Source organism: Streptomyces yaizuensis (assembly GCF_034961445.1).
GTDB lineage: Bacteria > Actinomycetota > Actinomycetes > Streptomycetales > Streptomycetaceae > Streptomyces > Streptomyces yaizuensis.
On the sequence record NZ_BSBI01000007.1, the window covers coordinates 280,267 to 302,033 of the forward strand.

Sequence of the window (21,767 nt, forward strand, 5' to 3'; positions counted from 1 at the left end):
GTACGTGACCGTACGGGGGAGGGGCGCCCCCTGCCGCCGGCGGACCGCGCCGGACCGGGCCGCCCCCGGCGGTAGCCTTACGGACCGTGACCGCAACGCTCATCTGGATCCTCCTGGCCCTCGTCGCCATCGGCATGTACCTCAGCTGGACCGCCGGTCGTCTCGACCGGCTGCACGCCCGCATCGACGCCGCCCGCGCCGCGCTCGACGCCCAGCTGCTGCGCCGGACGTCGGTCACCCAGGAACTCGCCACCTCCGGGGTGCTCGACCCGGCCGCCTCGATCGTGCTGTACGAGGCGGCGCACGCCGCCCGCCAGGCGGAGGAGGAGCACCGGGAGGTCGCCGAGAGCGAGCTGAGCGCCGCCCTGCGCGCGGTCTTCGCCGAGCCCGCCCAGGTCGAGGCGGTCCGCGAGGTGCCCGGCGGCGAGGAGGCCACCGCCGAACTGGCGCAGGCGGTCCGCCGGGTGCCCATGGCCCGGCGCTTCCACAACGACGCCGTACGGGCCGCGCGGGCGCTGCGCCGCCACCGCACGGTCCGCTGGTTCCGGCTGGCCGGTCACGCTCCGTTCCCCCTCGCCTTCGAAATGGACGACGAGCCCCCGCGGGCCCTCGCCGACCGCCCCGGCAGCTGAGCCCCCGAGGGGAGAGCCCTGGGTGGCCCCGCGCTGAAACGATCCACCGCCTGTCTATTGGCCCTTGCAGTGGACTGGTCGGCGGAGGTTCCATCGGTGACGCACCGCACCGCGACCCATCGCGCCGGACGCTTCCCATCCGCCGTCACCCCGTGAGGTTCACCGTGTCCAGCACGCTCCCCACCGCCCCGCACTCCGCCGACGCCCCGGCCACCGGCACCGCCCGCGTCAAGCGCGGCATGGCCGAACAGCTCAAGGGCGGCGTCATCATGGACGTGGTCGACGCCGAGCAGGCGAAGATCGCCGAGGACGCCGGCGCGGTCGCCGTCATGGCCCTGGAGCGGGTCCCCGCCGACATCCGCAAGGACGGCGGCGTGGCCCGGATGTCCGACCCCAACATGATCGAGGAGATCATCGAGGCGGTCTCCATCCCCGTCATGGCCAAGTCCCGCATCGGCCACTTCGTCGAGGCCCAGGTGCTCCAGTCCCTCGGCGTCGACTACATCGACGAGTCCGAGGTGCTGACCCCCGCCGACGAGGTCAACCACTCCGACAAGTGGACCTTCACCACCCCCTTCGTCTGCGGCGCCACCAACCTGGGCGAGGCCCTGCGCCGGATCGCCGAGGGCGCGGCCATGATCCGCTCCAAGGGCGAGGCCGGCACCGGCAACGTCGTCGAGGCCGTCCGCCACCTGCGCCAGATCAAGAACGAGATCGCCCGGCTGCGCGGCTACGACAGCCATGAGCTGTACGCCGCGGCCAAGGAGCTGCGCGCCCCCTACGAGCTGGTCAGGGAGGTCGCCGAGCTGGGCAAGCTGCCGGTGGTCCTCTTCTCGGCCGGCGGCGTCGCCACCCCCGCGGACGCCGCGCTGATGCGCCAGCTCGGCGCCGAGGGCGTCTTCGTCGGCTCCGGGATCTTCAAGTCCGGCGACCCGGCCAAGCGCGCCGCCGCCATCGTCAAGGCCACCACCTTCTACGACGACCCGAAGATCATCGCGGATGCCTCCCGCAACCTCGGCGAGGCCATGGTCGGCATCAACTGCGACACCCTCCCCGAGGCCGAGCGCTACGCCAACCGGGGCTGGTAGTGACCCGCGAACCGGTGATCGGCGTCCTGGCGCTCCAGGGCGACGTACGGGAGCACCTGACGGCCCTGGCCGCGGCGGGCGCCGCGGCCGGGCCGGTCCGCCGCCCCGCCGAGCTGGCGGAGGTGGACGGCCTGGTCATCCCCGGCGGCGAGTCCACCACCATGTCCAAACTGGCCCATCTCTTCGGGATGATGGAGCCGCTGCGGGAGCGGGTGGCCGCCGGGATGCCCGTCTACGGCAGCTGCGCCGGCCTGATCATGCTCGCCGACAAGATCCTCGACCCGCGTTCGGGACAGGAGACCGTCGGCGGCATCGACATGATCGTCCGGCGGAACGCCTTCGGCCGGCAGAACGAGTCCTTCGAGGCCGCCGTCGAGGTGACGGGCGTCGAAGGGGGACCCGTCGAGGGCGTCTTCATCCGCGCCCCCTGGGTCGAGTCCACCGGCGCCGGGGTGGAGATCCTCGCCGAGCACGGCGGCCATGTGGTCGCCGTACGGCAGCGGAACGCGCTCGCCACCTCCTTCCACCCGGAGCTGACCGGCGATCACCGCGTCCACCGGCTCTTCACCGACATGGTGCGCGACGCGCGGTGACCGGACCCCGGTAGGATCGCTGCCGAACGCAGTGCAGTGCAGCAATGGGTAACGCGAAGGAGACGCGCAGATGTCCGGCCACTCTAAATGGGCTACGACGAAGCACAAGAAGGCCGTGATCGATGCCAAGCGCGGCAAGCTCTTCGCGAAGCTGATCAAGAACATCGAGGTCGCGGCCCGGATGGGCGGGGCGGACATCGACGGCAACCCCACGCTCTTCGACGCCATCCAGAAGGCGAAGAAGCAGTCGGTCCCGAACAAGAACATCGATTCCGCGCTCAAGCGCGGCGCGGGTCTTGAGGCCGGCGGCGCTGACTACGAGACGATCATGTACGAGGGCTACGGCCCCAACGGGGTCGCGGTGCTCATCGAGTGCCTGACCGACAACCGCAACCGCGCCGCCTCCGACGTCCGGGTCGCCATGACCCGCAACGGCGGATCGATGGCCGACCCGGGCTCGGTCTCGTACCTCTTCCACCGCAAGGGCGTCGTCATCGTCCCCAAGGGCGAGCTGACCGAGGACGACGTCCTGGGCGCGGTCCTGGACGCGGGTGCCGAGGAGGTCAACGACCTCGGTGAGTCCTTCGAGGTGCTGAGCGAGGCCACCGACCTGGTCGCGGTCCGCACCGCGCTCCAGAACGAGGGCATCGACTACGACTCCGCCGAGGCCAACTTCGTCCCGACCATGCAGGTCGAGCTGGACGAGGAGGGCGCGCGCAAGATCTTCAAGCTGATCGACGCCCTGGAGGACAGCGACGACGTCCAGAACGTCTTCGCGAACTTCGACATCTCCGACGAGATCATGGAGAAGGTCGACGCCTGATCCGCACCGGCCGGGCGCGTACGGAGACGATCCGGACGCGTCCGCTCGGGGCAGCTCGTACGACACGGGCCGACGGGACGCGTCCCGTCGGCCCGCCGTCGTTCGCACCCGCTGTCAGTGCCGGGCGATAGCCTGCACAAACAGGTGAGCGAAGGAGGGGCCGGCATGCGTGTGCTCGGGGTGGACCCGGGGCTGACCCGGTGCGGTGTCGGCGTGGTCGACGGGGTGGCGGGCCGCCCCCTCACCATGATCGGCGTCGGGGTCGTGCGCACCCCCGCGGACGCCGACCTCGGCAGCCGGCTGGTCGCCGTCGAAGCGGGCCTGGAGCGCTGGCTGGACGAGTACCGGCCGGAGCGCGTCGCCGTCGAGCGGGTCTTCAGCCAGCACAATGTGAGCACGGTCATGGGCACCGCCCAGGCCAGCGCCGTCGCCATCCTGTGCGCGTCCCGCCGGGGGATCCCCGTCGTCCTGCATACGCCCAGCGAGGTCAAGGCCGCCGTCACCGGCACGGGCCGCGCGGACAAGGCGCAGGTCGGCGCGATGGTCACCCGGCTGCTGCGGCTCGACGCCCCGCCGAAGCCCGCCGACGCGGCCGACGCCCTCGCCCTCGCCATCTGCCATATCTGGCGTGCCCCCGCGCAGAACCGGCTCCAGCGCGCCGTGGCCGAGCACGCCGCCGCCCGGCGCTCGTCATCGAAAGGCCGTACCGCATGATCGCCTTTGTCAGCGGCGAGGTCGCCGCCCTCGGCCCCAGCACCGCCGTGGTCGCGGTCGGCGGGGTCGGGATGGCCCTCCACTGCACCCCGGGCACCCTCGCCGGGCTCCGGCTCGGGGCGGAGGCCAGGCTCGCCACCTCCCTCGTCGTCCGCGAGGACTCCCTCACCCTCTACGGCTTCGCCGACGACGACGAGCGCCAGGTCTTTGAACTGCTCCAGACCGCGAGCGGGGTGGGACCCCGGCTGGCGCAGGCGATGCTCGCCGTGCACAGCCCCGACGCGCTGCGGGCCGCCGTCGCCGGCGGCGACGAGAAGGCGCTGATGGCCGTCCCCGGCATCGGCAAGAAGGGCGCGCAGAAGCTGCTGCTGGAGCTGAGGGACCGGCTCGGCGAGCCCACCGGGGTGCTGCCCGGCGCCCGGTCCGGCGGCTCGGCCCTCCCGCCCGCCTCCTGGCGCGACCAGCTCCACGCGGCGCTCGTCGGTCTCGGCTACGCGGCCCGCGAGGCCGAGGAGGCCGTCTCGGCGGTCGCCCCCCAGGCCGCGGCCGCCGGGGACTCCCCGCAGGTGGGCCAGTTGCTGAAGGCGGCCCTCCAGAGCCTGAACCGCGCGCGATGACCCCCCTCCGCCGGGAGGCGGCCCCCTCGGCCCGGCCCCCGGCGCAGCGAGGCACCGCCCCGGGCCCCCGCCCGGACCGGGAGCCTCCGGTGCCGGGACGCCCGGCCCCCAGCCCGCGCAGCGGCCCCGCCGCCCGACCCCATGAGGCACAGACGCAGTGAACCGGGACGACATCACCACCGGCCCCGCAGGCGACCCCGCCGCCGACGGGCGGCTCGTCGGCTCCTTCGCCGACGGTGAGGACCAGGCCGTCGAGGCGGCGCTGCGGCCGAAGTCGCTGGACGAGTTCGTCGGCCAGGAGCGCGTACGGGAACAGCTCGACCTCGTGCTGACGGCGGCCCGCGCCCGGGGCGCCACCGCCGATCACGTCCTGCTCTCCGGCGCCCCCGGCCTGGGCAAGACCACCCTGTCGATGATCATCGCGACGGAGATGCAGGCCCCGATCCGGATCACCTCGGGCCCCGCCATCCAGCACGCGGGCGATCTCGCCGCCATCCTCTCCTCGCTCCAGGAGGGCGAGGTGCTCTTCCTCGACGAGATCCACCGGATGTCCCGCCCGGCCGAGGAAATGCTCTACATGGCCATGGAGGACTTCCGGGTCGACGTGATCGTCGGCAAGGGCCCGGGCGCCACCGCCATCCCGCTCGACCTGCCGCCGTTCACCCTGGTCGGGGCCACGACCAGGGCCGGGCTGCTGCCCCCGCCGCTGCGCGACCGCTTCGGCTTCACCGCCCATATGGAGTTCTACGCCCCGGCCGAGCTGGAGCGGGTCGTCCACCGCTCCGCCCAGCTGCTCGACGTGGAGATCGACACGGAGGGCGCCGCGGAGATCGCGGGCCGCTCCCGGGGCACCCCCCGCATCGCCAACCGGCTGCTGCGCCGGGTGCGTGACTACGCCCAGGTCAAGGCCGACGGCCGGATCACCCGTGCGGTGGCTTCCGCCGCCCTTCGGGTGTACGAGGTGGACACGCGCGGACTCGACCGGCTGGACCGGGCCGTCCTGCACGCCCTGCTGAAGCTGTTCGGCGGCGGGCCCGTCGGGCTCTCCACCCTCGCGGTCGCCGTCGGGGAGGAGCGGGAGACCGTCGAGGAGGTCGCGGAACCCTTCCTCGTACGGGAAGGCCTGCTGGCCAGGACCCCGCGCGGGCGGATCGCGACCCCGGCGGCCTGGGCCCACCTCGGACTCGTGCCGCCGCAGCAGGCGCCACCGGGCGCCGGGGGCGGCGGACAGAGGGGCTTGTTCGGTCCGTGACGGCGCGGAGACTCCCGCGATGGGAACCGGGGTGGGATGCTGGGCGTTGTTCCATTGATGCGGACTCGCTTAGACTCCGCCGATGCCGACCCTTCGGGTCGGCGTACCCACCCCCGTAGATAGGCCGCCCACCGACGCGGTCGTGTGAAGGAAGTCTCCTCCCGTGAGTCTCGCAGCCCTCCTCCCCTTCATTGTGCTCATCGGGGCCATGTTCCTGATGACCCGGTCCGCCAAGAAGAAGCAGCAGCAGGCCGCGGATATGCGCAACTCGACGCAGCCCGGCTCCGGAGTCCGCACCATCGGGGGGATGTACGCGACCGTCAAGGAGGTGCACGAGGACACCGTGCTCCTGGAGGTCGCCCCCGGTGTCCACGCCGTGTACGCGAAGAACGCCATCGGCGCCGTCCTCGACGACGAGGAGTACAACCGCATCGTCCACGGCGACGAGGCCGAGGCCGAGGCCGGGTCCGAGGCCGCCGAGGAGACCCCGGTCGTGCCGGACGACGTCTCCTCGCTGACCGGGGCCGAGGACGGCACCAAGGACGCGACCACGTCCGACGATGCCGGTTCCGGCGCCGCGTCCACGATCGATCTGGGCAAGAAGTCCGAGGGGAACGACAGCGGGACCAAGGACGCCACGGGCGAGACGCCCAAGGACGACCGGACCGACGGCGGGAAGTAGCCGGGTTCCCGGGACCGCGTGGCACCACCGGTGCCACGCGGTCCCCTGGTCGTGTTGACTTCTGCGGGGGCAGGTCCCCACAACACTTCGTGGCCGCTCCGGAGCACACCCGGCGCGGAGCGGTTGGACAGGGAGAAACGAGAAGGTGGCAGCACCGAACAGGGGCCGAAGGCCCGCGGGGGGACAGGGGAAGCCGGGGCGCACCCTGGTTCTGATCCTGATCGCCCTGGTCGCGCTGACCGGTGGAATGTTCGCGACCGGCGACACCACGCCGCGTCTGGGCATCGACCTCGCGGGCGGTACGACGATCACGCTCAAGGCCAAGGCCGAGCCCGGGAAGGAGGACGCGGTCAACGAGACCAACATGAAGACGGCGGTCGGGATCCTCGAACGCCGCGTCAACGGTCTCGGCGTCTCCGAGGCCGAGGTCCAGACCCAGGGCCGCGAGCACATCATCGTCAACATCCCCAAGGGGACCGACTCGGAACAGGCCCGTAGGCAGGTCGGCACCACCGCCCAGCTCTACTTCCGCCCTGTGCTCCAGGTCGCCGCCGGTGCCCCGGTGCCGCAGCAGCCCGCCCCGGGGGCCTCCGAGTCCGGCAAGCCCAAGGACCCCAAGGCGTCCGGCGAGGCCAAGGACGACAAGGCGTCCCCGGCCGCGAGCACCGGCACCACCGCCCAGCCGAACGGCACCGCGGCCCCGCAGGGCCGCGCCGTCACCGACGCGCTGAAGGACCCCTCGCCCGGTGCCTCCGGCGCCGCGGAGGGCGAGAAGGACGCCAAGGCCGACCCCCAGGCCTCCGGCTCCCCGGCGGCCAAGGACCCCGCGACCCCGGCGGGCGACGACATGGCCGCCCTCCAGGCCGCCTTCGCCACGCTGAACTGCGAGAAGAAGGAAGAGCGCGGCAAGGTCGCCGACAACGCCCGGCCCGAGAAGCCCATGGTCGCCTGTGGCAAGAACAGCGCCGACCAGTGGGAGAAGTACATCCTCGGCCCGGCCGAGGTCGAGGGCAAGGACGTCGACGAGGCCAAGGGCCAGTTCGACCAGCAGCGCGGTATCTGGCTCGTCACCATGGACTTCACCAAGGACGGGTCGAAGAAGTTCCAGAAGATCACCGGCAAGCTCTCGCAGCAGCCGTCGCCGCAGAACCAGTTCGCGATCGTGCTCGACGGCGAGGTCATGTCGGCCCCGCAGGTCAACCAGACCCTGAGCGCCAACGCCGAGATCTCCGGCAGCTTCAACCAGAAGTCCGCCCAGGAGCTGGGCAACATGCTCTCCTACGGCGCCCTGCCGCTCACCTTCCAGGAGGAGAGCGTCACCACCGTCAGCGCCGCGCTCGGCGGTGAGCAGCTGCGCGCCGGTCTGATCGCCGGTGCCATCGGTCTCGCGCTGGTCATCATCTACCTGGTGGTCTACTACCGCGGCCTCGCGGCCATCGCCATCCTGAGCCTGCTGATGTCGGCGGCCCTCACCTATGTCCTGATGTCGCTGCTCGGCCCCGGTATCGGCTTCGCGCTGAACCTGCCCGCCGTCTGTGGCGCGATCGTCGCCATCGGTATCACGGCGGACTCGTTCATCGTCTACTTCGAACGGGTCCGGGACGAGATCCGCGAGGGCCGCACCCTGCGGCCGGCCGTCGAGCGCGCCTGGCCCCGGGCCCGGCGCACCATCCTGGTCTCCGACTTCGTGTCGTTCCTCGCCGCCGCGGTCCTCTTCATCGTCACCGTCGGCAAGGTCCAGGGCTTCGCGTTCACCCTCGGTCTGACCACGCTGCTCGACGTCGTCGTGGTGTTCTTCTTCACCAAGCCGCTGATGACGCTGATGGCCCGGACGAAGTTCTTCGGCGGCGGCCACCCGTGGTCCGGACTGGACCCGACGCGTCTGGGGGTCCAGCCCCCGCTGCGCCGCGCGCGTCGCACCCCCGTCGTCACCACCGACCCGAAGGAGGCGTGAGATGTCGCGTCTCGGCACCATTGGCGCCCGGCTCTACAAGGGCGAGATCGGCTATGACTTCGTCGCCAAGCGCAAGTTCTGGTACGGCGTCTCCATACTGATCACCATCGCCGCCATCGTCGGCCTGGCGGTGCGCGGTCTGAACATGGGCATCGAGTTCAAGGGCGGCGCGGTCTTCACCACGCCCAAGACCTCCGTCTCCGTCTCCCAGGTCCAGGAGACCGCCACGGAGACCTCCGGTCACCACGCCATCGTCCAGAAGCTGGGCAACGGCACCCTGCGGGTCCAGGTCAGCGAGCTGGACACACAGCAGGCCAACACGGTCCAGAGCGCGCTGGCCAAGGACCTCGGCATCGAGGCCAACAAGATCAACGCGGAGCTGGTCGGCCCCAGCTGGGGTGAGGAGATCGCCAACAAGGCCTGGACCGGCCTCGGCATCTTCATGATCCTGGTGGTGATCTATCTCGCGATCGCCTTCGAGTGGCGCATGGCGCTCGCGGCCCTGATCGCGTTGATACACGACCTCACGATCACCGTCGGTGTGTACGCCATCGTCGGCTTCGAGGTCACGCCGGGCACGGTGATCGGTCTGCTCACCATCCTCGGCTACTCCCTCTATGACACCGTCGTCGTCTTCGACGGTCTCAAGGAGGGCGCCGTGGGCATCACCAAGCAGACCCGCTTCACCTACAGCGAGCTGGCCAACCGCAGCCTCAACGGCACCCTGGTCCGCTCCATCAACACCACCGTCGTGGCGCTGCTGCCGGTCGCCGGCCTGCTCTTCATCGGCGGCGGTGTCCTCGGCGCGGGCATGCTGAACGACATCTCCCTGTCGCTCTTCGTGGGTCTCGCGGCCGGTGCCTACTCCTCGATCTTCATCGCCACTCCGCTGGTCGCCGACCTGAAGGAGCGCGACCCGCAGATGAAGGCCCTGCGCAAGCGGGTGCTCGCCAAGCGGGCGGCGGCCGCCGCCCGGGGCGAGTCCCCCGACCAGGACGAGGAGCGGGGCGACCACGGTAGCGACGGCCCGGACGGTGCCGACGGTGATCTCGACGGCGACGCCGCCCCCGCCGGGGCCGGCGGTGTGGTCGCGCCGCGCGGCGGCCGGGGCCGGGGCCGTTCGACGGGCCGGCGCCGGTGACCACGGGACCGCAGCAGCTGCTGCTCAGCAGGATCCGGGACGTTCCGGACTATCCGCAGCCGGGCGTGGTGTTCAAGGACATCACCCCGCTGCTCGCGGACCCGGAGGCGTTCTCGGTGCTGACCGAGGCCCTGGCCGAGTTCTGCGTCCGGCACGGCGCCACCAAGGTCGTCGGCCTGGAGGCCCGGGGCTTCATCCTGGGCGCCCCGGTCGCCGTCCGCGCTGGCCTGGGCTTCATCCCCGTACGCAAGGCGGGCAAGCTCCCCGGGGCGACGCTCTCCCAGGCGTACGAGCTGGAGTACGGCACCGCCGAGATCGAGGTGCACGCCGAGGACCTGGCCCGGGGCGACCGGGTCATGGTCATCGACGACGTCCTCGCCACCGGGGGCACCGCCGCCGCCGCGATGGAGCTGATCCGCCGGGGCGGGGCCGAGGTCGCGGGCCTGGCCGTCCTGATGGAGCTGGGGTTCCTCGGCGGCCGCGCCCGGCTGGAGCCCGCCCTCGCGGGAGCCCCGCTGGAGGCCCTGCTCGCGCTCTGAACCACCCCGGTCCACGGACCGTACGGTGTCCGACCCCTGGGGTCCCGGGAATGCCGGGACCCCAGGGGTCTGTTTTCCCCTCTGGGGCAGCAGGACAGCGAGGTCGATACGATGGCCTTCCGGACCTGCCCGGGGGAGCCGGAACCGCACGAGGAGCGCTCTTGCCAGACGAGGCCCGACCCGCCACCGCCGCGCAGCCCGACCGGAAGGCCGACCCGGCCGCGCCGGCCCCGGCCGCGCCCGCGCCGACCCCGGGCGAGAAGCCCCTGGCCGCCCGGGGGCACACCGTCTCCGGAGCGACCCCGGTATCGGCCCTGAAGCCCGGCGGCGGACCGCCCGTCCCCGCCCGGCCCGCGTCCAAGCCCGCCGCCCGGCCCTCGGGCGGCACCCCCCGCGCCACCGCGTCCTCCAACCGCGTCCGCGCCCGCCTCGCCCGCCTCGGCGTGCAGCGCTCGTCCCCGTACAACCCGGTCCTCGAACCACTGCTGCGGATCGTCCGGGGCAACGACCCCAAGATCGAGACATCGACGCTGCGGCAGATCGAGCGCGCCTACCAGGTCGCCGAGCGCTGGCACCGGGGCCAGAAGCGCAAGAGCGGCGACCCGTACATCACCCACCCGCTCGCCGTCACCACGATCCTGGCGGAGCTGGGCATGGACCCGGCGACGCTGATGGCCGGGCTGCTGCACGACACCGTCGAGGACACCGAGTACGGCCTGGACACGCTCCGCCGGGACTTCGGCGACCAGGTCGCGCTGCTGGTGGACGGCGTCACCAAGCTGGACAAGGTCAAGTTCGGCGAGGCCGCTCAGGCCGAGACCGTGCGCAAGATGGTCGTCGCCATGGCCAAGGACCCCCGGGTCCTGGTGATCAAGCTGGCCGACCGGCTCCACAACATGCGCACCATGCGCTACCTCAAGCGGGAGAAGCAGGAGAAGAAGGCCCGCGAGACCCTGGAGATCTACGCCCCGCTGGCCCACCGGCTGGGCATGAACACCATCAAGTGGGAGCTGGAGGACCTCGCCTTCGCGATCCTCTACCCCAAGATGTACGACGAGATCGTCCGGCTGGTCGCCGAGCGCGCCCCCAAGCGGGACGAGTACCTGGCGATAGTGACCGACGAGGTCCAGGCCGATCTGCGGGCCGCCCGGATCAAGGCGACCGTCACCGGGCGCCCCAAGCACTACTACAGCGTCTACCAGAAGATGATCGTCCGCGGCCGTGACTTCGCGGAGATCTACGACCTGGTGGGGATCCGTGTCCTGGTCGACACGGTCCGTGACTGCTATGCGGCGCTCGGCACCGTCCACGCGCGATGGAATCCGGTCCCCGGCCGGTTCAAGGACTACATCGCCATGCCGAAGTTCAACATGTACCAGTCGCTGCACACGACGGTCATCGGACCCAACGGCAAGCCGGTCGAACTCCAGATCCGCACCTTCGACATGCACCGGCGGGCCGAGTACGGCATCGCGGCCCACTGGAAGTACAAGCAGGAGGCCGTCGCCGGCGCCTCCAAGGTCCGTACCGACGTGCCGAAGAAGTCCGGCAAGGACGACCACGTCAACGACATGGCGTGGCTGCGTCAGCTGCTCGACTGGCAGAAGGAGACCGAGGACCCCTCGGAGTTCCTGGAGTCGCTGCGCTTTGACCTCTCCCGCAACGAGGTCTTCGTCTTCACGCCCAAGGGCGATGTCATAGCGCTGCCGGCCGGGGCGACCCCGGTCGACTTCGCCTACGCCGTCCACACCGAGGTCGGCCACCGCACCATAGGGGCCCGGGTCAACGGGCGGCTGGTGCCGCTGGAGTCGACCCTCGACAACGGCGACCTGGTGGAGGTCTTCACCTCGAAGGCCGAGGGCGCGGGCCCGTCCCGCGACTGGCTCGGCTTCGTGAAGTCGCCGCGCGCCCGCAACAAGATCCGTGCCTGGTTCTCCAAGGAGCGCCGCGACGAGGCCATCGAGCAGGGCAAGGACGCCATCGTGCGGGCCATGCGCAAGCAGAACCTGCCGATCCAGCGGATCCTGACCGGGGACTCCCTGGTCACCCTCGCCCACGAGATGCGCTACCCCGACATCTCGTCGCTGTACGCGGCGATCGGCGAGGGGCATGTCGCGGCCCAGGGCGTGGTGCAGAAGCTGGTGCAGGCCCTCGGCGGCGAGGAGGCCGCCAACGAGGACATCGCCGAGTCCGCGCCGCCGTCCCGGGGCCGGAACAAGCGGCGTGCCAACGCCGACCCGGGTGTGGTGGTCAAGGGCGTCGAGGACGTCTGGGTGAAGCTGGCCCGCTGCTGCACCCCGGTGCCCGGCGATCCGATCATCGGCTTCGTCACCCGGGGCAGCGGGGTCTCCGTGCACCGCGCGGACTGCGTCAACGTCGACTCCCTGTCGCAGCAGCCCGAGCGGATCCTGGAGGTCGAGTGGGCGCCCACCCAGTCCTCCGTCTTCCTGGTCGCCATCCAGGTCGAGGCGCTGGACCGGTCCCGGCTGCTGTCGGACGTCACCCGGGTCCTGTCCGACCAGCATGTGAACATCCTGTCGGCGGCGGTGCAGACCTCCCGGGACCGGGTGGCCACCTCCCGCTTCACCTTCGAGATGGGCGACCCCAAGCACCTCGGCCATGTGCTGAAGGCGGTCCGGGGCGTGGAGGGCGTCTACGACGTCTACCGCGTGACCTCGGCCCGCCGCCCCTGAGGCCGCTGGAACGGAGGGTGCCGCCACCGTGGGACGGTGGCGGCACCCTCTCGTCCGTGGTGGCGCCGCTACGAGGCGGCCGGGCCGGGACCCGGGGGCGCCGGGAGGGGCCCGTCCCCCAGCGGGTTGATCCGCTCCAGGTCGCCGTCGAACGCGAACAGCAGCAGATCGGCCATGGTGAAGGTGGACCTGCGGTGCGCGGGCAGGGTGGGGCGCCAGCCCGGTTGCTTGACGATGGAGCTGCGGCTCCCCTCCATCGAACGGTGGAACACCTCGGCCACCAGCCGGCCGCCGACCCCCGTCAGCAGGCCCGGGTGGCGGCGGTTCACCTCCGCCTCCCGCAGGACGTAGAACCAGAGCGGGGTGTGCGCGACCAGCTCCTCGCGCTCGGCCGGGGTCAGCCCCGTCAGCCGGGCGCCGCCCGCGCCGTCGACGATCTCCGTCGCGGTCAGCGGCCGGATGCCCATCTGGGCGGCGAGCTGGGGACCGGTGGCGAGTTCCACCATGGCCGCCCGGGTCAGATTGCGGAAGGCCAGATTGCGATGGATCACCGGCGGCGCGGGGCGGCCCCGGCCGTCGAAGGTCCCCGTGGGGAGCGCGGTCAGCGGGTCGACCAGGAGCGTGTCGATCCGCTTGGCCGTGTTGAACTCGGCCGCCGGGACGACGAGATCGGGCCGGCCCACCGTGCCGAAGTCGAACAACCGGCGGAAATCGGCGATCCAGTTGCTGGGCAGCCGGATGAGTTCGCCCGCATTCGGGTCGTCCAGGTCGCTGAGGTCGGCCGGCCCGGGGTTGAGATTGCCGGCCGTGCCGCTGAAGCGGAAGAGCGCCCCGAGGCCCGCCGGGCCGCCGGGCCCACCCGCCCTGAAGACCCGGTTCCACTGGTAGCTGTCCCGGATCATGCTGTGCCCGAAGCGGTACGCGGCCACCGAGAACTCGATCGGCATCGTCGGATGGTCACCGGGCCGGCCCCGGCCCGGCACCTCGAAGTGCCGGCGGCCGCGGGTGAAGACGTCGTCCACGATCCGCGGATCCACGATCCGGGGCAGGAAGTCGGTGCGCAGCACCCACTGGTAGTGCTTGACGACGAGGTCACGGGCGGCGTCGAAGACGGCGGGCAGGGGCCGGCCGGCCGCCACCAGCCGCTCGTGCACCCGGTTGTGGAAGTGGATGAAGGCCAGATGGAGCTGGCCGACGATCAGGTTCTCGTCGTTGCGGGCGTCCGGGATGAGCGGGGCACGCCGGTCGGCCTGCGTCCCCGGGGCCGTCGCTCCCGCGCGCGGCAGGTCGAAGCCCTTCTGGTCGGTGTTGGCGGGCGGGAAGGCGGGCGGGAAGGACACCCCCACCGTGTCGCCCGTCCGCAGCCGCCCGTCGGCCTCGTAGAACCGGCCGCTCGTCGGATGGCCGGGCCCCAGCCCGTACAGGCAGTCCAGGTCGAGCGCGGGGGAGCGGCCCTGGAGCAGATCCTCCACGGGGACCGGCTCGCCCAGTCCGACCCGGGTCGCGTCGAGCGTCAGATCGTGGTCGACGAACTGTCCGAGATAGGTGAAGCCCGCCGGGACGCCCGGCGTGGAATCGGGGTCGGGGGCAGGGCCCGATCCCGTGGTCATGGCCTCGGCGATCCTGATCCGGAGACCCTCGCCGATCTGGACGCCTTTCTCCCTGCTCAGCCGGGAGAAACGGAATGCGAGCTGGGATTCCGCGGCGGTGGGAATGCGGGTCTGGGCCCCGCCTCTCCCGTCGGATTCCAGGACCCGTCCGTCGTTGATGATGAAATAGCTTTCGCGGTGATGGCGGTGCACATCTTCCCCGTTCTGTCCCCCGTAACCGCTCGGGCACTTGGCCCGGCGGCGGTCATTCCCACTGTCACCGAGGGAGACCGGGATGTGCAAGAAAGGGTTGCATAGAAATCCGGGAATCGCGTGATAGGGGATCGATTCCCTTTTTCTCAGGAATTCCTCACAGAGCCCGACGGGTGATTCCGGATCGCGATGTCCTCGCATGCTTTGGCGTATGGCAGGGTATTCCGGATGATGCCGGGGCGGTGCCGGGAAGGGGCTCGGTGATTTCACCGGCGGCTTTTCGGAGTGACCGGCGGCACAGTACCGGCGGCACAGTACGGGCGGCCCGCGGGGACCCGGGACCCCGAGGGGCACGGCACCGCCCCGGGCCCGGACGGCACGGCAGCGGGGCCCGTACCCCCGATGAGGTACGGGCCCCGCTGTCGTGCGTCAGTGCCGCCGGCCGGTCAGCCGCCGAACTCCTCCAGGCCCTTCAGCGCCTGGTCCAGCAGGGCCTGACGGCCCTCCAGCTCCTTCGACAGCTTGTCCGCCCGGGAGTTGTTGCCCGCGGCCCGCGCCGCGTCGATCTGACCCCGCAGCTTGTCCACGGCCGCCTGGAGCTGCCCCGTCAGCCCCGCCGCGCGCGCCCGCGCCTCGGGGTTGGTCCGGCGCCACTCGGCCTCCTCGGACTCCTGCATGGCCCGCTCCACGGCGTGCATCCGGCCCTCGACCCGGGCCCTGGCGTCCCGGGGCACATGCCCCACGGCCTCCCAGCGCTCGTTGAGGGAGCGGAAGGCGGCGCGCGCGGCCTTCAGATCCGTCACCGGCACCAGCTTCTCGGCCTCGGCCGCCAGCTCCTCCTTGAGCTTCAGGTTCTCCGTCTGCTCGGCGTCCCGCTCGGCGAAGACCCCGCTGCGCGCGGCGAAGAAGACGTCCTGCGCCCCGCGGAAACGGTTCCACAGGTCGTCCTCGGCCTCGCGCTGCGCGCGGCCCGCCGCCTTCCACTGGGTCATCAGCTCGCGGTAGCGGGCGGCCGTCGGCCCCCAGTCCGTGGACCCGGAGAGCGACTCGGCCTCGGCGACCAGCTGCTCCTTCGCCTTGCGGGCCTCCTCGCGCTGGGCGTCCAGCGAGGCGAAGTGGGCCTTGCGCCGCTTGGAGAAGGCGGAGCGGGCGTGGGAGAAGCGGTGCCACAGCTCGTCGTCGGACTTGCGGTCCAGCCGGGGCAGCCCCTTCCAGGTGTCCACCAGCGCGCGCAGCCGCTCGCCCGCCGACCGCCACTGCTCGCTGGCGGCCAGCTCCTCGGCCTCCGCGACCAGCTCCTCCTTGGCCCGGCGGGCCTCGTCGTGCTGCTTGGCCCGCTCGACCTTGCGCTCCTCGCGGCGCTTGTCGACCACCTCGACCAGCGCGTCGAGCCGCTTGGCCAGCGCCTCCAGGTCGCCCACCGCGTGGTGCTCGACGATCTGCTCCCGCAGATGGCCGATGGCGGCCTGGGCGTCCTTGGCCGACAGGTCGGTGGTCTTCACCCGCCGTTCGAGGAGGTCGATCTCGACCACCAGGCCCTGGTACTTGCGCTCGAAATAGGCCAGGGCCTCCTCAGGGGTCCCGGCCTGCCACGATCCGACGATCTTCTCGCCGTCGGCGGTACGCACGTACACGGTGCCCGTCTCATCGACACGGCCCCACGGGTCGCTGCTCACAGCGCCTCCTCCACCTGATACCCGCACAGGCTCCCGCCCGGGGCATCGTCCACAGTTTCCTGGGGCGGGCCGCGCCCGCCCTGCACAACGCCAATCTAGGCGACCGGTCGGTCGCCTGTCCGCACCTCAGCGGCCCGAATTCCCCGGCTCCGCCGGCCGCGGGTCACCCCTTGGCGACCGTCGCCTTCTTTACCGTGACCTCGGTCTTCGGCGGTCCGTCGGCGCCTCCGCCGGCCACCCCCGCCTCGGCGATCCTCTGCACGGTCTTCAGGCCGGCGGCGTCCATCTTTCCGAACGGGGTGTACTTCGGCGGCAGTTTGGTGTCCTTGTAGACCAGGAAGAACTGGCTGCCGCCCGAGTTCGGCTGGCTGGTGTTGGCCATGGCCACCGTGCCGGCCGGGAAGGTCACCGTGCTGTCCGCGGCCGGCTTGCCGAGCGCGTCCAGGTTCTCGTCGGGGATGTTGTAACCGGGGCCGCCGGTGCCGTCGCCCTTCGGGTCGCCGCACTGGAGCACGAAGATCCCGTCCGTGGTCAGCCGGTGACACTTCGTGTTGTCGAAGTAGCCCTTGTCCGCCAGGGCCTGGAACGAGTTCACCGTACGGGGCGTCTTGGCCGCGTCCATGGCGATCGCGATCCGCCCCGGACCGGTGTCCAGCGTCATCGAGTACTTCGCCGATTTGTCGATCTTCATGGCGGGCTCGGGACTCTTCTTCTCCTCCGGCGGAGTCGGCGCGGCGGACTCGCTCGCGGCCGCCGGGTCCTTGGCCTTCGTCTTCTTGTCGTCGTCGCCGGAGAACGCCCCGGTCGCGAAGGCGGTGGCACCCGCGGCCACCACCACGGCGAGGGCCGCGGCGATCACCGTGGTGTGCTGCTTCCTCTTCCGGGCCTGGGCCCGGCGCTTCTGCTGGCGCTCGAACTTCTCTCGGGCAAGCTGCCGCCGCCGCTGCTCGCTGCTGACCACCGGGTCGTCTCCCTCAGTTCCTCATGTGCCGTGCGTGGCGTGTGCCCGTACCGTATACGGGTTGGCTGTGGAGCGAGCAGCGCCGGTAGGCTCTGATCTGCTGGATTTCCAGCCAGCCAGCTCCACATTCCGACACTCTCCGTCATCACCTGCGAGGACGAACGTGCTGATTGCCGGGTTCCCCGCCGGGGCCTGGGGGACCAACTGCTACCTGGTCGCCCCCGCCGCCGGCGAGGAGTGCGTGATCATCGACCCGGGCCACCAGGCCACCGAGGGCGTCGCCGAGGCGATCCGTAAGCACCGGCTCAAGCCCGTCGCCGTCGTGCTCACCCACGGTCATATCGATCACGTCGCGTCCGTGGTGCCCGTCTGCGGCTCCCACGACGTGCCCGCGTGGATCCACCCGGACGACCGCTACATGATGAGCGACCCCGAGAAGGCGCTCGGGCGTTCGCTGGGCGCCCAGCTGATGGGCGAGCTGACCGTCGGCGAACCGTCCGATCTGCGGGAGCTGACCGACGGCGCCCGCCTCGACCTGGCCGGTCTGGAGCTGACCGTGGCGCACGCGCCCGGCCATACCAAGGGGTCGGTGACCTTCCGGCTGCCCGAGACCACCGAGATCCCCTCGGTCTTCTTCTCGGGCGACCTGCTGTTCGCCGGCTCCGTCGGACGCACCGACCTGCCCGGTGGTGACCACGACGAGATGCTGCGGTCCCTGGCACGGGTGTGCCTGCCGCTGGACGACTCGACCGTGGTGCTCTCCGGGCACGGTCCCCAGACCACCATCGGCCGTGAGCGCGCCGGCAACCCGTATCTGCGGGGCCTGGCCGACGGCCTCGGGAGCATGGACGCTCCCCGACGAGGAATGTGACGAGAGAAACCCCTGTGACCACCTTTCAGGCCCCCCGGGGCACCTACGACCTGCTGCCGCCCGACTCCGCCACCTTCCTGGCGGTCCGGGAGGCGATCGCGGCCCCGCTGCGGAACTCCGGCTACGGCTACATCGAGACCCCCGGATTCGAGAGCGTCGAACTCTTCGCCCGCGGTGTCGGCGAGTCCACCGACATCGTGAGCAAGGAGATGTACGCCTTCGAGACGAAGGGCGGCACCAGGCTGGCCCTGCGCCCCGAGGGCACCGCGTCCGTGCTGCGCGCCGCCCTGGAGGCCAACCTGCACAAGCAGGGCGTACTGCCGGTCAAGCTCTGGTACTCCGGCTCGTACTACCGCTACGAGAAGCCGCAGAAGGGCCGCTACCGGCACTTCTCCCAGGTCGGCGCCGAGGCGATCGGCGCGGAGGACCCCGCGCTCGACGCCGAGCTGATCATCCTGGCCGACCAGGCGTACCGCGCGCTGGGACTGCGCCACTTCCGCATCCTGCTGAACTCCCTCGGGGACCAGGAGTGCCGCCCCGTCTACCGCGAGGCCCTCCAGGAGTTCCTGCGCGGCCTCGACCTGGACGAGGAGACCCGCCGCCGGGTGGAGATCAACCCGCTGCGCGTCCTCGACGACAAGCGCCCCGAGGTGCGCAAGCAGCTGGTGGACGCGCCCTCCCTGCGCGACCACCTCTGCGACGCCTGCCGGGCCTACCACCAGGAGGTGCGCGAGCTGCTCACCGAGGAGGGCGTCGCCTTCGAGGACGACGAGCGGCTGGTGCGCGGCCTCGACTACTACACCCGTACGACCTTCGAGTTCGTCCACGACGGCCTGGGCTCGCAGTCCGCGGTGGGCGGCGGCGGCCGCTACGACGGGCTCTCCGAGATGCTGGGCGGCCCCGCGCTACCCTCCGTCGGCTGGGCGCTCGGCGTCGACCGCACGGTCCTCGCGCTCCAGGCCGAGGGCGTCGCCCTGGAGCTGCCCGCGAGCACCAGCGTCTTCGCCGTCCCGCTGGGCGAGCCGGCCCGCCGCGCGCTCTTCGGCGTCGTCACCCGGCTGCGCCGGGCCGGCGTCGCGGCGGACTTCGCCTACGGCGGCCGCGGCCTCAAGGGCGCCATGAAGCTCGCCCACCGCAGCGGCGCCCGCTACACGATCGTCGCCGGTGAGCGCGACCTCGCCGAGGGCGTCGTCCAGCTGAAGAACATGGAGTCGGGGGAGCAGCGCCCGGTGCCGCTCGACACCGTGGTGACCGAGCTGGGCACGCTGCTGGCCTGACGCCCGTACGCGGCGACAGCACGGCAAGCGCGTCGAAAGGGGCCCCGGGGGAAGCACTCCCGGGGCCCCTCCGGCCGTTCCGGGGCCCGCCGGGTCAACGGACCGACCCGCCGTCACCCGCCCCCGCCGCGCCGGACGGCGTCCCACCCGGCGGCCGAACGGCCCTGTTCGCGGGCGTGCCCCGGGGGCATGCTGGAGATCCGCGGGGCCGCGCGCGGCCGGAGCGGGCGGCCGGGGGTGCGGCACAATGGCCGGGTCCGAGCGGCTGAGCGGGCCACGACGGAAACGGCGAGGGGACGACAGGGCGACATGACGACAGTGGCGGTGGACGACGTGACCTCCGACGGACGGGCGGACAAGGCGGACGGACGGCGCACGATCGGCGGCAGCCGCGCGTTCGCCTGGCTGCTGGTGATCACGGGCGGGGCCGGCCTGCTGGCCGCCTGGGTCATCACCCTCGACAAGTTCAAGCTGCTGGAGGACCCCTCCTTCACCCCCGGTTGCAGCCTCAACCCGGTGGTCTCCTGCGGCAACATCATGAAGAGCGACCAGGCGTCGGTCTTCGGCTTCCCCAACCCCATGCTCGGCCTGGTCACCTACGGCATGGTGATCGCCATCGGCGCGGCCCTGCTGGCGGGCGCCCGCTTCCGCCCCTGGTACTGGCTCGGCCTGAACGCGGGCACCGCCTTCGGCGCCGGGTTCTGCATGTGGCTGATGTACCAGTCGCTGTACGAGATCGGCTCGCTGTGCCTGTGGTGCTCTCTGGCCTGGGCCGCCACCATCGTGATGTTCTGCTACGTCACCGTCCACAACGTCCGGCACCGGATCCTCAAGGTCCCCGAGGGCGTGCGGTCCGGGCTGCTGGAGTTCCACTGGATGCCGCCCGTGCTCTGGATCGGCGTCATCGGGATGCTGGTGCTGACCCGCTGGTGGGACTTCTGGACCAGCTGAGCCCCGGGGCCCTGCCTCCGGTGCGCGGGCGGCGCTGTCACCGCCGTCAGCATTGTCAGTACTGTCAGCATTGTCAGTGGGCTGGCTTAGGCTTTCCCGTGTGGAGCCCGACCTGTTCACCGCCGCCGCCGAAGCCCGCCAGGAGAAGGACCCGTCCAGCAGCCCGCTGGCGGTCCGGATGCGCCCGCGCACCCTGGACGAGGTCGTCGGCCAGCGCCATCTGCTGCGCCCGGGCTCCCCGCTGCGACGGCTCGTCGGCGAAGGGGCCGGCGGCCCCGCCGGAGCCTCGTCGGTGATCCTCTGGGGTCCCCCCGGCATCGGCAAGACGACCCTCGCGTACGTGGTCTCCAAGGCCACCGACAAGCGGTTCGTGGAGCTGTCCGCGATCACCGCCGGGGTCAAGGAGGTCCGCGCGGTCATCGACGGCGCCCGCCGCGCGTCCGGCGGCTTCGGCAAGGAGACCGTCCTCTTCCTGGACGAGATCCACCGCTTCTCCAAGGCCCAGCAGGACTCGCTGCTCCCCGCCGTGGAGAACCGCTGGATCACCCTGATCGCCGCCACCACGGAGAACCCCTACTTCTCGGTGATCTCCCCGCTGCTCTCCCGGTCCCTGCTGCTCACCCTGGAGTCGCTGACCGACGACGATCTGCGGCATCTGCTGCGGCGGGCCCTCACCGAGGAGCGGGGGCTCGGCGGCTCCCTCGCGCTGCCCGCCGACGCGGAGGCGCATCTGCTGCGGATCGCCGGCGGCGACGCCCGGCGGGCGCTGACCGCGCTGGAGGCCGCGGCGGGCTCCGCCCTCGACAAGGGCGAGCCGGAGATCACCCTGGAGACGGTCGAGGAGACCGTCGACCGCGCCGCCGTCGCCTACGACCGGGACGGCGACCAGCACTACGACGTGGCGAGCGCGCTGATCAAGTCCATCCGGGGCTCCGACGTGGACGCGGCGCTGCACTATCTGGCCCGCATGATCGAGGCCGGGGAGGACCCCCGCTTCATCGCCCGGCGGCTGATGATCTCGGCGAGCGAGGACATCGGGCTCGCGGATCCCACGGCGCTGCCCATCGCGGTCGCCGCCGCCCAGGCCGTCGCCATGATCGGCTTCCCGGAAGCGGCGCTGACCCTCAGCCACGCCACGATCGCGCTGGCGCTCGCGCCCAAGTCCAACACGGCGACCACGGCGATCGGCGCCGCGCTGGCCGATGTCCGCGCGGGGCTCGCGGGCCCGGTCCCGGCGCATCTGCGGGACGGCCACTACAAGGGCGCGGCCAAGCTGGGGCACGCCCAGGGCTATGTCTATCCGCACGATGTGCCCGGAGGCATCGCGGCCCAGCAGTACGCTCCGGACGCCGTCCACGGCAAGCGGTACTACGAGCCGACCCGGTACGGCGCGGAGGCGCGGTACGCGGACGTGGTGGAGCGGGTGCGCGAGCGGCTCGGCGGGCCGGGCCCCGCGGCCGGCTGACCCTCCCCGCCCGCGGGTTCGCGCGGGGCACCGCCG

General features: G+C 71.8%; 19 protein-coding genes. 16 read left to right on the forward strand and 3 right to left on the reverse strand.

Annotated features, from left to right (window positions below):
- Positions 1–86: 86 nt before the first annotated feature.
- The 12 genes from SYYSPA8_RS18910 (at position 87) to SYYSPA8_RS18965 (ending at position 12,728) form a co-directional block, all read left to right on the forward strand.
- Positions 87–632: a LemA family protein gene (locus SYYSPA8_RS18910; protein ID WP_323448387.1), complete on the forward strand. Its 546-nt coding sequence runs from the start codon at positions 87–89 to the stop codon at positions 630–632.
- A 164-nt stretch (positions 633–796) separates the two neighbouring features.
- A complete protein-coding gene (pdxS, locus tag SYYSPA8_RS18915; protein ID WP_323448388.1) occupies positions 797–1,720 on the forward strand; it encodes a pyridoxal 5'-phosphate synthase lyase subunit PdxS in 924 nt (307 codons plus the stop codon).
- Positions 1,720–2,313, forward strand: a complete 594-nt coding sequence (gene pdxT, locus SYYSPA8_RS18920; RefSeq protein WP_323448389.1) for a pyridoxal 5'-phosphate synthase glutaminase subunit PdxT — start codon at positions 1,720–1,722, stop codon at positions 2,311–2,313. Before pdxS ends, pdxT begins: the two co-directional genes overlap by 1 nt.
- 70 nt (positions 2,314–2,383) lie before the next feature.
- Positions 2,384–3,136 (forward strand): YebC/PmpR family DNA-binding transcriptional regulator, encoded by a 753-nt coding sequence (locus SYYSPA8_RS18925; RefSeq protein WP_323448390.1) that lies wholly within the window; start codon positions 2,384–2,386, stop codon positions 3,134–3,136.
- Positions 3,137–3,301: 165 nt separating this feature from the next.
- Positions 3,302–3,850, forward strand: a complete 549-nt coding sequence (gene ruvC / locus SYYSPA8_RS18930) for a crossover junction endodeoxyribonuclease RuvC (RefSeq protein ID WP_323448391.1) — start codon at positions 3,302–3,304, stop codon at positions 3,848–3,850.
- A complete protein-coding gene (gene ruvA / locus SYYSPA8_RS18935; protein WP_323448392.1) occupies positions 3,847–4,467 on the forward strand; it encodes a Holliday junction branch migration protein RuvA in 621 nt (206 codons plus the stop codon). The genes ruvC and ruvA overlap by 4 nt, the downstream gene beginning before the upstream one ends.
- A 157-nt stretch (positions 4,468–4,624) precedes the next feature.
- Positions 4,625–5,719, forward strand: coding sequence for a Holliday junction branch migration DNA helicase RuvB (gene ruvB / locus SYYSPA8_RS18940; protein WP_323448393.1), 1,095 nt, complete (start codon positions 4,625–4,627; stop codon positions 5,717–5,719).
- A gap of 163 nt (positions 5,720–5,882) precedes the next feature.
- The gene (gene yajC / locus SYYSPA8_RS18945) at positions 5,883–6,401 is read left to right on the forward strand and encodes a preprotein translocase subunit YajC (RefSeq protein ID WP_323448394.1); all 519 of its coding nucleotides are present in this window, start codon (positions 5,883–5,885) and stop codon (positions 6,399–6,401) included.
- A gap of 145 nt (positions 6,402–6,546) precedes the next feature.
- The gene (gene secD / locus SYYSPA8_RS18950; RefSeq protein ID WP_323448395.1) at positions 6,547–8,355 is read left to right on the forward strand and encodes a protein translocase subunit SecD; all 1,809 of its coding nucleotides are present in this window, start codon (positions 6,547–6,549) and stop codon (positions 8,353–8,355) included.
- Between the two features lies 1 nt (position 8,356).
- The gene (gene secF / locus SYYSPA8_RS18955) at positions 8,357–9,496 is read left to right on the forward strand and encodes a protein translocase subunit SecF (protein WP_323448396.1); all 1,140 of its coding nucleotides are present in this window, start codon (positions 8,357–8,359) and stop codon (positions 9,494–9,496) included.
- Entirely contained in the window at positions 9,493–10,035 is a 543-nt protein-coding gene (locus SYYSPA8_RS18960) for an adenine phosphoribosyltransferase (protein WP_323448397.1), read from the forward strand. The genes secF and SYYSPA8_RS18960 overlap by 4 nt, the downstream gene beginning before the upstream one ends.
- Before the next feature lie 161 nt (positions 10,036–10,196).
- On the forward strand, positions 10,197–12,728 hold the full coding sequence (locus SYYSPA8_RS18965) for a RelA/SpoT family protein (RefSeq protein ID WP_323448398.1): 2,532 nt from the start codon (positions 10,197–10,199) through the stop codon (positions 12,726–12,728).
- A 68-nt stretch (positions 12,729–12,796) separates the two neighbouring features.
- Here the strand turns inward: SYYSPA8_RS18965 and SYYSPA8_RS18970 are convergent, their stop codons facing one another.
- From SYYSPA8_RS18970 to SYYSPA8_RS18980, 3 genes are all read right to left on the reverse strand, one after another.
- Complete coding sequence (locus SYYSPA8_RS18970) at positions 12,797–14,530, reverse strand: peroxidase family protein (protein WP_323448399.1); 1,734 nt, start codon at positions 14,528–14,530, stop codon at positions 12,797–12,799.
- A 446-nt stretch (positions 14,531–14,976) separates the two neighbouring features.
- Positions 14,977–16,206: a DUF349 domain-containing protein gene (locus SYYSPA8_RS18975; protein ID WP_323448400.1), complete on the reverse strand. Its 1,230-nt coding sequence runs from the start codon at positions 16,204–16,206 to the stop codon at positions 14,977–14,979.
- Positions 16,207–16,369: 163 nt separating this feature from the next.
- Entirely contained in the window at positions 16,370–17,167 is a 798-nt protein-coding gene (locus SYYSPA8_RS18980; protein WP_323448401.1) for a peptidylprolyl isomerase, read from the reverse strand.
- Between the two features lie 163 nt (positions 17,168–17,330).
- On the opposite strand from SYYSPA8_RS18980, the gene SYYSPA8_RS18985 reads away from it, so the two are divergent.
- The 4 genes from SYYSPA8_RS18985 to SYYSPA8_RS19000 all read left to right on the forward strand — a co-directional run bounded on the left by SYYSPA8_RS18985 (position 17,331) and on the right by SYYSPA8_RS19000 (position 21,731).
- Positions 17,331–18,038: an MBL fold metallo-hydrolase gene (locus SYYSPA8_RS18985; protein ID WP_323448402.1), complete on the forward strand. Its 708-nt coding sequence runs from the start codon at positions 17,331–17,333 to the stop codon at positions 18,036–18,038.
- A 14-nt stretch (positions 18,039–18,052) separates the two neighbouring features.
- Entirely contained in the window at positions 18,053–19,315 is a 1,263-nt protein-coding gene (hisS, locus tag SYYSPA8_RS18990; RefSeq protein WP_323448403.1) for a histidine--tRNA ligase, read from the forward strand.
- Between the two features lie 309 nt (positions 19,316–19,624).
- Entirely contained in the window at positions 19,625–20,266 is a 642-nt protein-coding gene (locus SYYSPA8_RS18995) for a vitamin K epoxide reductase family protein (protein ID WP_323448404.1), read from the forward strand.
- A 100-nt stretch (positions 20,267–20,366) separates the two neighbouring features.
- Positions 20,367–21,731 carry a replication-associated recombination protein A gene (locus SYYSPA8_RS19000; protein ID WP_323448405.1) on the forward strand — a complete coding sequence of 455 codons (1,365 nt, stop codon included), beginning with the start codon at positions 20,367–20,369 and terminating at the stop codon, positions 21,729–21,731.
- Positions 21,732–21,767: the final 36 nt, after the last annotated feature.

What these genes read in the sequence shown, in the direction of transcription:
- SYYSPA8_RS18925 (WP_323448390.1), top strand. Translation starts at nt 2,384, where the DNA reads ATGTCCGGCCACTCTAAATGGGCTACGACGAAGCACAAGAAGGCCGTG.
- SYYSPA8_RS18995 (WP_323448404.1), top strand. Translation starts at nt 19,625, where the DNA reads ATGACGACAGTGGCGGTGGACGACGTGACCTCCGACGGACGGGCGGAC.
- ruvC (WP_323448391.1), top strand. Translation starts at nt 3,302, where the DNA reads ATGCGTGTGCTCGGGGTGGACCCGGGGCTGACCCGGTGCGGTGTCGGC.
- ruvA (WP_323448392.1), top strand. Translation starts at nt 3,847, where the DNA reads ATGATCGCCTTTGTCAGCGGCGAGGTCGCCGCCCTCGGCCCCAGCACC.
- secF (WP_323448396.1), top strand. Translation starts at nt 8,357, where the DNA reads ATGTCGCGTCTCGGCACCATTGGCGCCCGGCTCTACAAGGGCGAGATC.